General features: G+C 56.5%; 11 protein-coding genes. 3 read left to right on the plus strand and 8 right to left on the minus strand.

All coding sequences use genetic code 11. The features are described 5' to 3' along the window. Nucleotides 1–297 (minus strand): dihydrodipicolinate synthase family protein (locus JWR17_RS09540; RefSeq protein WP_299830598.1); only part of this gene is annotated, 297 nt, incomplete at its 3' end. Nucleotides 298–694: 397 nt separating this feature from the next. Between JWR17_RS09540 and JWR17_RS09545 the strand changes: the two genes are divergently transcribed. Together JWR17_RS09545 and JWR17_RS09550 are read left to right on the plus strand one after the other, a co-directional pair. Continuing rightward, a complete protein-coding gene (locus tag JWR17_RS09545) occupies nucleotides 695–1,324 on the plus strand; it encodes a glutathione S-transferase (protein ID WP_299830599.1) in 630 nt (209 codons plus the stop codon). A gap of 173 nt (nucleotides 1,325–1,497) precedes the next feature. Further along, the gene (locus JWR17_RS09550) at nucleotides 1,498–2,643 is read left to right on the plus strand and encodes an MltA domain-containing protein (protein ID WP_299830616.1); all 1,146 of its coding nucleotides are present in this window, start codon (nucleotides 1,498–1,500) and stop codon (nucleotides 2,641–2,643) included. A gap of 131 nt (nucleotides 2,644–2,774) precedes the next feature. Here JWR17_RS09550 and JWR17_RS09555 read toward each other — a convergent pair whose 3' ends face one another. The 7 genes from JWR17_RS09555 to JWR17_RS09585 all read right to left on the minus strand — a co-directional run bounded on the left by JWR17_RS09555 (nucleotide 2,775) and on the right by JWR17_RS09585 (nucleotide 12,594). Beyond that, complete coding sequence (locus JWR17_RS09555; RefSeq protein ID WP_299830601.1) at nucleotides 2,775–3,626, minus strand: oxidoreductase; 852 nt, start codon at nucleotides 3,624–3,626, stop codon at nucleotides 2,775–2,777. A 243-nt stretch (nucleotides 3,627–3,869) separates the two neighbouring features. Further along, nucleotides 3,870–4,550: a class I SAM-dependent methyltransferase gene (locus tag JWR17_RS09560; protein WP_299830603.1), complete on the minus strand. Its 681-nt coding sequence runs from the start codon at nucleotides 4,548–4,550 to the stop codon at nucleotides 3,870–3,872. A gap of 124 nt (nucleotides 4,551–4,674) precedes the next feature. Continuing rightward, a complete protein-coding gene (locus JWR17_RS09565; protein ID WP_299830605.1) occupies nucleotides 4,675–5,349 on the minus strand; it encodes a response regulator transcription factor in 675 nt (224 codons plus the stop codon). 143 nt (nucleotides 5,350–5,492) lie between these two features. Beyond that, the gene (locus tag JWR17_RS09570) at nucleotides 5,493–8,576 is read right to left on the minus strand and encodes an efflux RND transporter permease subunit (RefSeq protein WP_299830607.1); all 3,084 of its coding nucleotides are present in this window, start codon (nucleotides 8,574–8,576) and stop codon (nucleotides 5,493–5,495) included. Next, complete coding sequence (locus JWR17_RS09575) at nucleotides 8,573–9,760, minus strand: efflux RND transporter periplasmic adaptor subunit (protein ID WP_299830609.1); 1,188 nt, start codon at nucleotides 9,758–9,760, stop codon at nucleotides 8,573–8,575. The genes JWR17_RS09570 and JWR17_RS09575 overlap by 4 nt, the downstream gene beginning before the upstream one ends. Continuing rightward, nucleotides 9,757–11,133 carry an efflux transporter outer membrane subunit gene (locus tag JWR17_RS09580; RefSeq protein WP_299830610.1) on the minus strand — a complete coding sequence of 459 codons (1,377 nt, stop codon included), beginning with the start codon at nucleotides 11,131–11,133 and terminating at the stop codon, nucleotides 9,757–9,759. Before JWR17_RS09580 ends, JWR17_RS09575 begins: the two co-directional genes overlap by 4 nt. 552 nt (nucleotides 11,134–11,685) lie before the next feature. Beyond that, a complete protein-coding gene (locus JWR17_RS09585; protein ID WP_299830612.1) occupies nucleotides 11,686–12,594 on the minus strand; it encodes a LysR family transcriptional regulator in 909 nt (302 codons plus the stop codon). Nucleotides 12,595–12,692: 98 nt separating this feature from the next. Here JWR17_RS09585 and JWR17_RS09590 point away from each other — a divergent pair. Continuing rightward, on the plus strand, nucleotides 12,693–12,964 hold a 272-nt coding region (locus tag JWR17_RS09590; RefSeq protein WP_299830614.1), incomplete at its 3' end, for an aminotransferase class III-fold pyridoxal phosphate-dependent enzyme.

Below are 12,964 nucleotides of genomic sequence, written 5' to 3' on the forward strand. Positions count from 1 at the left end.
TTCTTGTGCGTATTCGATGGCTTGGCGCGTTGCCCCACCTACACCGGCCAAAATAGGCACGCTGTTCGCGCAGCTATCGACGGCGGTTTTGATGACTTGGGAATATTCGCTAGCTGCCAGGGAAAAGAACTCACCGGTACCGCCTGCAGCAAACAACGCACTGGCGCCGTACGGAGCGAGCCATTCAAGACGCTTGATATAGCCAGCCTTATGGAAGTCGCCCTGAGCATTGAAATCGGTAACAGGAAAAGAGAGCAAACCGGACGAAACTGTAGCTTTGAGTTCTTCTGGAGTCATTTTGAATTCACTTTCTTATGGTTGTTATGATGATGACAGTCTCTGACACGACGTACGTTATCGTACATCTATATTAAAACAAGCGGTTTTCGCAAAGACTCTGGTCGATGCCCTCTCAATTTCTTGGCATTGATTCCCTGTAATAGCAGTGAATTGTCATTAAAACCTTAGGAATCAATGGCGTTTTTTACAATCTCTGGTCTGTCCGACGGCGCGCGATGTCATAGGACATCAGATGACTGGACGGGATTTGCACTGTAAATGTCATTCCGTTCATTGTGATGCTCCAGTCGTAGGGAAATCGTCCACGCTTAAAACTGAACAACACCCAAGCGCGGCGTGTCACACCTCCAATAATAGAAATGCCGTCCTTTCACCGTTTAAACAGGAACTGCCAATGATCATTGTCCATCACCTGAACAACTCACGTTCCCAGAGGATCCTTTGGTTGCTGGAAGAACTGGCGATACCTTACGAACTCAAGTGCTATCAGCGGGACCCGAAAACCAATTTGGCACCTCCTGAGTTGAAGGCAATCAATCCATTGGGGAAATCACCGATCATCGAAGACGGACCCATCACGCTGATCGAATCTGGGGCGATTGTTGATTACCTCATCCGACGCCACGGGCAAGGACGCCTGCAACCTGACTCGTCGACCCCCGCGTACGACAAATACGTGCAATGGCTTCACTTCGCGGAAGGTTCCGCCATGCTGCCGCTGCTGTTGAACTTGTACGTAGGTCGTTTGGGCGAAGCGGGCAAACCATTGCAACCGCGGATTGACTCTGAAGTGACCAACTATTTGAGCTATATCGACGAAGCTTTGAGCCATTGCGACTATCTGTTGGGCGATGAACTGAGCGGCGCAGATATCCAGCTGAGCTTTGTCGGCGACGTAGCCAGACAGTTTGGCAAACTGGGCCCTTACCCCCACTTCGCCGCTTGGGTAGACCGCACTCAAGCGCGCCCCGCCTATCAGGCGGCGCTGGCGAAAGGTGGCGAATACGCATTCGCCCGGCGCTGATTATTCGCCGTCGATTATTCATTTACCCCTCTTCGAGGCCAGCATCGGCCGACCGTGCTGCGCCCCGGGCTGATGATCTTGGCTACGCCCTTCCCAGATATCCGGATTTGACGTGGATGGCCGGATTCCCCAAGCTAATGCCCTCGAATTGCTCCTCAGGAACCCATCGCGTGATTGATTTTTGCTACCGCTGGCGCCGTTTTTTGTTTTGCGCCGTTCCGCTTTTTGCGCTTCTGGCTGCCTGTGATTACGGCAAACCGAAGCCCACTCCTCCGGTGGACACTTACGTCAGCGTCAAGTGGGAGGACCTGCCCGCCACCAGTGACGAAGACCTGCTCGCGGGCTTCAACAGCTGGTATTCCGCCTGTGCGCGGATGGCTAACGACAAGATTTGGAAGGGCTCTTGCAGCGCCGCCGCCCAGGTGCAACCGAACGCTGCCGCCGTTCGTGACTTCTTGAAATCAAACCTGCAGGTATACAGCCTGCGCTCGGCCGACAAAGGGACCAAGGGACTGATTACCGGTTATTTCGAGCCGATCTACAAAGGCAGCCTTGAGCGTACCGATACGACCACCGTGCCGATTTATGGCGTACCTGACGATTTGGTAGTGGTGGCACTGGACAGCATCTACCCTGAACTCAAAGGCAAACGCCTACGCGGCCGACTTGAAGGCCGGACGCTGAAGCCGTATGACGACGCCGCAACCATCGGGCGCCAAGGCGCAAACGCGCCGGTGCTAGCGTGGTTGAGCAACCCGATGGACCTGCAGTTTCTGCAGATCCAGGGTTCCGGCCGTGTTCAACTGGATACCGGTCGGCAGATGCGAATCGCCTATGCGGATCAGAATGGCCATCCTTACCGGCCTGTGGGGCGTTGGCTGGTGGACCATGATCAGTTGAAAAAGGAAGAGCTGAGCATGAGCCGGATTCGTGACTGGGCAACGGCCAATCCGGATCAGGTTCCAGAATTGCTGGCGAGCAACCCAAGCTATGTGTTTTTTGGCGTTCGGCCTGACAGTAACGAGGGTCCACGAGGTTCGCTGAACGTGCCGTTGACGCCCGGCTTCAGCGTGGCGATCGATCGCAAGGTCATTCCGTTGGGCAGCCTGCTGTGGCTTTCCACCACCCGCCCGAACGGCAGCGCAATGATACGTCCGGTTGCCGCGCAAGACACCGGCGGCGCAATCGCCGGAGAAGTCCGCGCCGACTTGTTTACGGGTACGGGTGTGGAAGCTGGTGAACTGGCGGGCAACATGAAACAGGCAGGGCAGATTTGGTTGCTGTGGCCCAAAGACGCGGCGATGCCGACGGCTCATTGAAGCTGTGGGACCGAGTTATTCGGGAAGCAGGCGGCGCGGTCTGTCTGAGATACCGCGCATTGACCCCTTCGCGAACAGGTTCGCTCCCACCGGGATTGGTTACCTACAGGTGTTTGTACCAGCCCTCGCCCTCACTGCCCTTCTGGAAAGTCCGCGCCCACGGTGGTGCTTTCCCATGTATCGAAATCATGACGCAGTGTTTCAATCTTTTTCCGCGCCAGCTCCAATGCTGCTTTGCCCAGCAACAATCGCAACGGTGGGTTCTTGGCGCTGGCGGCGTCGATGATGGCTTGGGCGGCCCGTACCGGATCACCCGCCTGATTACCGCTGCGCTGGGAAGTCTGACGCCGACGTTCACCGGCGGTGGCGTCATAGTCATCGATCACAATGGCCGAGGCTTTGATTGATGGGCCCGCCCAGTTCGTCCGGAACGGTCCTGGTTCGACGATCAACACATCAATTCCCAACGGTTTGACTTCGATGGCCAGCGACTCGGAAATCCCTTCCACTGCATATTTGGTGCCGTGGTAGTAACCGGTAGCGCCAAAGCTGGCGATGCCGCCGATGGAAGAGACGTTGATAATGATCCCGCTGCGCTGCTCACGCATGACCGGCAATACCGCCTTGGTCATGTCGACCAAGCCAAACACGTTGGCTTCGAACATCGCCCGAACCGCCTCGTCTTCACCCTCCTCAATTGCTGCCAGATAGCCGTAGCCGGCGTTGTTGACCAACGCATCGATGCGGCCAAAACGGGCCTTGGCTTGGCTAACGGCATCATTTATCTGCTGACGATTGGTGACATCGAGTGGCAGGGCCAGTGCCGACGCTTCATGACCTTTGACAATATCGGTCAGCGTTGAGGGGTCACGGGCGGTCACCACGGCTCGCCAGCCACGGGCCAATACCAACTTCGCCAGTTCGCGGCCAAAGCCGGTGGAGCAACCGGTGATCAGCCATACGGGTTTGTCTTGAGTCATCATAAATCAGGGTCCTTTGGGATTTTCCGTGGCGCTCAAAAATGAAACGCTGGGCGGTTATCGACCTGCGGCGACGCCCGCAAAGGCATCGACACCGTAAAGTAGCTTGATAACCGAAAACCCTACAAGTTCCCTGAATGCCGTCTTCCATTGCGCCTTCGGGAGGCGCGCATCGAAGGTGCATTCCGAGGAATCTGTACATCGCGGAAATACGCCGGCTTGGACTGCGGCCGTCCAGCCTAACCGTTACTTCTTGCGCAATACATACACACGCCACATGGCGTACAGCGGCAGAAAATCCAAGCGCTCCTGAATCTCGAAACCTGCTTCGATAAATTCTGCTTCTGCCGTAGCAGCCGGAACGACGAAGCGATTTTGATAACCGCTTTCTTTTCCGTCGTTGATGCGTTGACGCTCCTGGCGCTTGCGCTTCCAGGCTTTAAAATTGCCGTCCACCCACAATGAAATGATGACTGTTTCACGGGTGACACGGTTAAGTTGTTTCAGCAGCGCTACACGGTGTTGCGCATCGCCTATATGATGTAACAGTCGCATGCAAAAAATGCTGTCGACCGAGTTGTCCTCCATGTTGATGTCGAAGGCTGATGTTTGCAAAGTTCGTACGCGCTTAACGATTTCCGGCGGTTGCGATTGACGTGCTGTTTGCAACATCCCTTCCGAGTTGTCTGCTGCAACAATCACCCGATCAGCCTTCTCCGCCAGCAACGGCCAGAACCGACCCGCACCACAGGGCAGGTCAAGCACAACGGTTGGGTGACCCGCCAGCGCCAAGGCTTTACGAGCCATTTGCTCATCCCGCCAATGGGAAAGTCGCCGTGAGGGACCCTCCTGATGCTTGCGCAAATAGCGCTGAGCGTGGGCCTCGTCATACTTCTCGGAAAACTTGAGTTTGATGGGACTAGTCATGCCGTACCTCCATGGGTCAATAGCGATAAGTTGACTAATCGAGTGTCACAACTCAGTTAACCTAATGTGAAAAATTCGTTAATCTCCTTGCCAATCATTACAAGAGATTACACCAAACCCCCAACTAGGCAGAGGTATGAATTCTGTAACCCACCCCGTGGTAGTTATGCAACAACGGAATGTCAAACCCCTTGTCCAGCACTTTACGCAGTAAATAGATATTGCTTCTCAGGCTGTCGCTGTCGGGCAAATCGGTGCCCCATACGGCCTCTTCCAATTCTTGCCGACGAACAATGGCCGGACTTCTAAGCATCAACACGGCCAATAGCGTCAGGTTGATCGGATTGAGTTTCAACGGTTTTCCGGCACGAGTGACCTCAAGGGAGTCCAGGTCATATACCAGATCATGAATCTGGATGATGCGTTTTTGCAGGCCCTTTTTTCGACGTGCGATGGCTTCGATTCGCGCCAATAATTCTGAAAGCGCAAACGGTTTGACAATGTAGTCGTCAGCGCCCGACTTGAAACCCTTCAAGCGGTCTGGCAAATCGTCCCGTGCAGTCAACATCAAAATAGGCGTATCCAGTCGTGCGTGTTCCCGAAGGTTTTTACACAACTGATTGCCATCCATCCCCGGCAACATGACGTCAAGAATGATCGCATCAAAGGTCTCCGTCGCCGCGAGGTGCAAACCAGTCAAACCGTCCGCCGCACCGACTACTTCACAGCCCTTAAGCACCATGTACTCGGAAATACTATCTAAAATATCTTTATGGTCTTCGACAACAAGAATACGCATGGTTTTTTCCTACATCGCGCGTTATGCACGCCACCTTGACGCTTAGTGTTCATGGTGGCTGATGAAAAAAGCGTTAAAACCTTCCGTATTTTTCGGAGCATGACGGTTGAGAACCCAGTGCTCATGCGTTCTAAATCAGGAACTTATCCAACAGTGGCGAGCTCGGCGGCAATATCACGGCGACTGCGGAACCGATCGAACCATAAATAAACAACCGGTGTGGTGTAAAGCGTCAGTACTTGGGAAACCAATAGCCCGCCGACGATGGCGATACCCAACGGCTGACGCAACTCTGAACCGGCACCATGCCCGAACGCCAAGGGCACAGCGCCAAGTAGTGCCGCCAGTGATGTCATTAGAATAGGCCTTAAACGCAACAGACACCCTTCACGAACCGCATCGGCCGGGGCCATGCCTTGTAGCTCGGCGGCGAGGGTAAAATCGACGATCATGATCGCGTTCTTCTTGACGATGCCGATCAGCAGGATGATTCCGATCATGCCTAATACCGATAGGTCCTGGCCGCAAATTATCAGCGCCAGCAGTGCCCCGAAACCGGCTGATGGCAGCGTCGAGATGATCGTAAGGGGGTGAATAGCGCTCTCATATAGCACGCCCAAGACAATGTAGACGGTCAAAATGGCCGCCAGAATCAGCCAGGGTTGCGACTTCAGCGAATCCTGGAACGCTTGTGCCGTGCCTTGGAAACCGCCGCGCACGTTGTCCGGCACTGCCACTTCCAATGATGCTTGCTGAATCGCGTCGACCGCTTCACTCAGTGCATGCCCGGGCGCCAGATCGAATGACAAGGTTACCGCCGGGAAGATGCCTTGGTGGTTGATGATGATCGGCACCAATTCATTCTTGAGGTTGGCCAGCAGGTTCAACGGCACGAGCGCACCGCTGTTGGAGCGCACGTACAAATGGCCCAGGGTTTCCAGGGACAACTGCCACTTTGGATCAAGCTCGAGGATCACGTGGTTCTGATCCAGTGCAGTGAACATCGTTGCGATTTGGCGCTGGCCAAAGGCGTCATATAGCACGTCGTCGATAGCTTGCACCGTGACGCCCATCCGCGAGGCGGTTGCGCGGTCGATGACCAACGTCGCCTGCGGTGTGGCGCGCTGTTGGTCGGTGGTTACGTGTTGCAGCTGGGGCAAGGTCTTGAGCTTTGCCAGCAAGACGCCGCTCCAATGGTCCAGTTCGGCGCTGTCAGGGTCTTGGAGGGTGTACTGATATTGAGTCTTGCTCGCCCGGCCACCGATTTGAATATCCTGGTTGGCCTGCATGTACATTTTGATGCCGGAGACTTTGTCCAGTTGCGGCTGTAACCGAGCAATCACCTGTTGCGCTGACGCCGTACGGTCGGCGAACGGCTTGAGGTTGATAACCACCTTGCCTTGACTGATGGTCGGGTTCGGCCCGATCCAGGAGTACACCTTGGCCACTGCCGGGTCGGCACCCACAATGGCCGACAGCAACGCAACCTGTTTACGCATGGCGATCGGCGAAATATCCGGTGCCGCTTCGGCAATTCCCTGGATCAGGCCGTTATCTTGCTGCGGAAAGAAGCCCTTGGGGATGTAAATGTACAGCGCGGCGGTGGCAACGAACGTCGCCATCGCCACGGCCAAGGTCAGGCGTTGGTGAGCAAGCACCCAGTCCAGGCTGCGACTGTAGCCGTCGTGAATATGGTTGAAAGCGTTTTCGCAGGCGCGGGAAAAACGCCCGGTATCTGCCTCGCGGTCCTCATGTTTGAGCAACCAGGCGCAGAGCATTGGCGTGATGGTCAGCGATACAACGCATGACATCAGGATCGCGACACTGACGGTCACCGCAAACTCGCGCATTAGCCGGCCAACGATACCGCCCATTAACAGAATCGGCAGGAATACCGCGATCAGCGAGATGGTCATCGAGATAATCGTGAAGCCCACCTCTTGCAGCCCTTCCACCGCCGCCTGGATTTTGGTTTTGCCCATCTCCAGATGGCGGACGATGTTTTCCATGACCACGATGGCATCGTCCACCACGAAGCCAACGGCAATTGCCAGGCCCATGATCGACAAGTTATCAAGGCTGTACCCAAGTAAATACATCACGGCAAACGTCGCCACCAGCGACAACGGAATTGTCATCGCTGGAATCAAGGTTGCCGTGGCTTTGCGCAGGAATACAAATATCACGATGACCACCAGGCCGATCGACAGCAGCAACGTGAACTGCACATCATTGACCGAGGCTTCGATGGTTTGCGTGTGGTCGCCTACCACCTGAACGCTGACGTCCTTGGGCAGTTGAGAGGTCAACGACGGCAGTCTTGCTTTGATCGCGGCGATGGTCGACAGCACGTTGAAACCGGGCTGCTTGTGGATGTCGACGATGATTCCCGGCTCATCCTCCAGTGCCGCCGCCTGCTGCGTGTCTTCTGCGCCGTCGATGACTTTGCCTAAATCGCCCAGCTTGATCGGGACGCCGTTTTTGTAGGCGACGACTTGCTCGCGATAGCCTTTGGGATCAAGCAACTGGTCGGTCGCGCCCAGGGTGATCGAGCGGTACTGCCCATCCAGGCTACCCTTGGGCTGATCGAGGGTGCTGACACCGATAATGCTGCGGACGTCTTCCAGGGTAAGACCACGGGCGGCCAATGCGTCCGGATCAATCTGTACCCGCACCGCTGGCTTTTGTTCGCCGTGGAAATCAATCAAGCCAACCCCTGGCATTTGCGACAGCTGCTGAGCCATGTAGTTATCAGCGTACAGATCCAACTGATGCAGCGTTTTCGTTGGTGAAGTCAGGGCCAGGGAAAGCACCGTGAATTCAGCCGGGTTGACCTTTCTGAAAGTCGGCGTGCTGGTCATGGTTTTCGGCAAGTTGGGACTGGCCGTGCTGATCGCCGTCTGCACGTCCTCCGCAGCGCCATCGATGTTGCGATTCAGATCGAACTGCAAGACGATCTGGGTTTTTCCCGCAGCGCTGGTGGAGGTCATGGAACTGACCTGCGGCACCGCCGAAAAGGCCCGCTCTAGTGGCGTCGCCACCGAGGAGGCCATGGTATCGGCGCTGGCCCCAGACAAGGTTGCGGTGACTTGAATCGTTGGAAAATCCACGGTGGGCAGCGGCGCAACCGGCAACTGGAAATAAGCAAAGCCGCCGAGCAGCATGACCCCGATGGCTAACAAGCACAGGCCCACGCGGTGTTGAATCAAACCGGCTAATGCGTTCATCGACTGGCCTCCGCATTGACCGGTGGCTGGGTGCTTGCCACGTCAGTCTTGACCGCGGTTACATGGGTGCCCGAGGCAATTCTGGACTGGCCTTGTACCACCACGGTTTCACCCGGCGCCAGACCGTTGCGAATCCATTGCTGCCCATCGACTACCGACGAAGTATCGACCAGGCGCGGCTCGACCCGCTGATCGGCATTGACCACATAAACAAACGAGCCTTTCTGCCCCTGTTGGACCGCATTAACTGAGACGACCGTTGCATCACGCTGGGTATGCAGTAACAGCCGTGCACTCACCAATTGACCCGGCCACAACTGCGATTTTTCATTGTTGAACTGCGCCTTGAGCTGGATTTGACCACTGCCCGCAGCGACCTGGCTGTCGATGAAACTGAGTGTGCCGGTGGCGATTTGTTGCTTGCCGTCGCGGCTCATGGCGACCACCTGCAACGGCTGACGGGCATTTTCCTCAAGGATTTGCCCGAGGCTATCCTGGTTTACCGAAAACGCTACGGTGATTGGGTTCATTTGGGTGATGGTCACCAACCCGGTGGCTTCGGCGCCATGGGCAATGGAACCAACGTCCAACAAGCGCTGCCCGGTACGCCCGGTCAGCGGCGCCGTGATCTGAGTGAAACTAAGCTGCAGACGAGCGTTGTCCAGCGCTGCCTGGTCGGCCTGGACCGTGGCTTGCTGCGCTGCCAGTTGGGCACGGAAGGTGTCGACATCCTGAGTCGGACCCGCCTTGGCCGCCGCCAGTTTGCTGGCCCGGTCCAGATTAACCCGCAGATTGGCAAGCTGCGCCTGGTCTTTGGCGACCATTGCCTGGGCTTGCGCTACCTGCGCCTGATAGACCCGAGGATCGATCTGCGCCAGCTGCGCACCGGCGTTAACCATCTGTCCCTCGGTGAACAGTACTTTTTGCAATTCTCCGTCGACCCGCACCCGTACGTTGACGGTATTGAGCGCCTGGACATTACCAATTGCATCGAGCCAGATCGGCAAGTCCTGCTGTTGCACCTGCTGCAAGGTGACCGGAACCGCGGCGTCAGCGGCCACACTTGGCGCGGCGTGCACGCGGCCCGGCCAGAATTGACGAACCCCAACCGCGATGATCACAGCAATGACCAGTGCAATAAGTCGAAAACGACGACGAGAGGAAACGGGTTGCACCGAAGTCATGGGCGGATGGCCTGAGCAGAAGAAGAATTGGATGGCACGGCGTTGCTGGCAACGCTGGTGGGGCTGAAATCACCGCCCAGTGCCCGGAACAAGCCGACGGCGGCTTGCAGGTGTTGCAGTCGTACTTGCAGCAGCGTGTCTTCGGCCTGGTACTGGGTGCGCTCGACAATCAACAGCGTCTGGAAATCCGTTGAACCCAGCCGATAGCGAACCTGCGCCAATCGCGCGGCTTCCCGGGCCGAGGTCACGGCCGCCTGGTTCAGCGTGTAGGTTTGGTCGAGTTGGCGCGCAGCACTCAGTTGCGTCTGCACATCCTGCAACGCCTCAATCACCGACTCACGGTAGCTGGAGGTCAGCTCTTGGACATGGGCCTGGTCCAATCGCAGTTGGCCTTTGAGTTGTCCGCCGGCAAATACGGGTTGGCCAAGGCTTCCGAGCAGGCTCCAAATATTGCCACCGGCCAAGGTGTCGATCCCGCCTTGAAGGTCCAGCGACAGGTTTGGCAGAAATGCCGCACGTGCTACGCCGACATCGAAGTTGGCTGACTTCAGACGCGCTTCCGCTGCTTGAATATCCGGACGCTGACGCAATAGGCCAACCGGCAAGCCGACGCTCGGGTTCGGCACGGCGAGGTCGTTCAAGCCAACCTGGTTGACCTTGAATCCCTGGGGTGCAACGCCGACTAACACCGCGAGTTGGTACAGCGCCATGTCACGTTGTTGGCGCAGCGGCGGCATCGCGGCCTGGAAGGTTTGTAACGCATTGCGCTGCTGCTCCACTTCAAGGTTCGACACCGCACCTTGAGAGGCCTGAACGTTAACCAGATCAAGCACCTGTTGTGCGTCATCAGCGATTGATTGAGCCAGCCGCAAGCGGTCATCCAGTGACAGCACTTGGAAATAGGTCGTGGCGATGGTCGCGCCCAGGGTCATGCGCAAGGTCTGGGCATCGAATGCCGTGGCGTTGGCCAATGCGCTGGAAGAGTCGGCCGCGGCACGTTGCTTGCCCCAGAAATCGACCTCGTAGGTGGCATCGGCAAACACACTGCGCTTTTCGGTGGTGCCGTAATTGTTCTGCCGTTGAAAGCTGCCTCCCAACGACAGCAACGGGTATTGCGCGGCCCCGGTAACCTGCGCCAACGCTTGCGCTTCGTCGATGCGGCTGACGGCGGCCTTGAGCGTGTAATTGGCCGTAAGACCTTTGGCTACCAGTCCATTAAGCTCCTCACTGTGAAACTCTTCCCACCAGGGGCCACCGGCTGCAATCGAGGCCGTCTGCCCATCATCCCAGGCGGGCGCAATGGGTACGTGCGGCTGGCTATAAGAAGGCACCAGCGAACAGCCACTCAGCAGCAATCCTGCGACCAACGCCATGGATCTGCAGGCTCGCCCCGGCGCTAAACACGTTACAACTGTCGACGGTATCGTTGCGCCTGACATCTGCTGCCATTCCCCATAACCAGTGGTAACTCCCACGAATGGTTGAAAGATAACGACCAGCGACTGTCACTGCGTTCCTCTGTACTTAAACAATTATTTAACAACGCCCAAGCAGAGGCGGCCTGAATCAGTAGGAGACTGCGCGCTGCCCCCCGCAGCAAGCACAGAGCCCGTTCCTACAATTTAACCGTCATCGACTGACCTATGCACACAACCTGACACTTGCGGTCATCATTTAAATTGATCATCTAAATCGTTAAACGGAATTATTTATTCCGTCTCGCCTGACCGAAGATAACGTCCATTGAAATCCAACGGACGAAACGTACATGTACCTCAATCTTGCCATTGCCTGGACGATCGTTATTTCCTTCTCCATCGCGCTGCTGCATCTTTGATTTATTGCTGCCATTGGATAGCTTATTGGCTGACTAATAGAGCCGGCCAACGCTACTGAAGCCGCACGGGGAAGACTAATCCTAACCGTTACGCTTCACGCCCCCACATTTCAATCGCGTATTCGACAAAGCTCCTGAGCTTCGGCAGCCGATAGCGATCTTGCGCATAAACCAGATGCATCGGCCGGCGCGGCAATTGGTAGTCCTGCAGAACGGCTACCAGCCTGCCGTCCTGCAGGTCTTGGCGCACCAGCAAATCCGGCATCATCACCACGCCCATTCCGGCAATCGCCGCCTGGCGCAGACCCGGTGTGCTGTTGATGGTCATCGGCCCGGAGACAGGAACCACCACCTCACCTTCCGGGCCTTTGAGGCTCCACTGCTTCACGGTAGAGCGCCACTCATCACCCGCCGGATAGGCAAATGCCAGACAGTCATGCTGCTGCAGGTCCTGCGGCTTGATGGGTATGCCCCGGCGTTGAAGATAATCGGCAGAGGCGCACATCGTCAGGGTGTAGTCCTGCAAAGGCCGAGCAATAAGGCCGGACGATTCCAGGGTGCCCAAGCGGATGGCCGCGTCAAAACCACCGTCGATAAGGTCAAGCACCTGATTGGTCAGCTCCACGTCCAGCTTGACCGATGGAAAGCGCTGCACAAATCCGCTCATGGCTGGCGCCAGGCACTCAACGCCGAATGCGGGCGGCGCGGTAATGCGCAATAAACCGCTCGGTACGCCTTGGGCGTGCTCAGCCATGCGGTCAGAGTCCGCCACCAACCCAAGCACTTCGAGACAGCGTTGATAATATGCCGAGCCGAATTCAGTCAAGCTCTGACGCCGAGTGCTGCGCTTGAGCAAGCTGACCCCTAAGCGTTGCTCTAACGCCCGCAGGTGATTGCCCACCATGGTGGTAGACATTGAACACCGTTGCGCCGCAGCCGTCATGCTGCCCGTCTCCACCACTTTCACGTACACCGTCATCGATTGGAACAGGTCCATTATCAAGCCCAGCTTTAAATAGATTGAAATAAGCGCGCGTTTATCCAACTTACGTTGTTAACGATACTGCAGATATCAACGAAGAAGGAGCTCGAATCATGACTGCCGCTTGCCTGATGCCCACCTATCAACCACTGCCCCTCAGCTTTGCCCGAGGGCTTGGCACGCGTCTGTGGGATCAGGACGGGCGTGAATACCTGGACGCAACGGCAGGCGTGGCGGTGACCAATGTCGGTCACTCCCACCCAAGAATCGTTGCGGCCATCAGCGAACAAGCCGGCTTGCTGCTGCACACCTCGAACCTGTACACCATCGATTGGCAGCAGCGTTTGGCGCAACGGCTGACACGGTTGTCTGGACTCGATCAGGC

Source organism: Pseudomonas sp. (genome assembly GCF_028293835.1).
Classification (GTDB): Bacteria; Pseudomonadota; Gammaproteobacteria; order Pseudomonadales; family Pseudomonadaceae; genus Aquipseudomonas.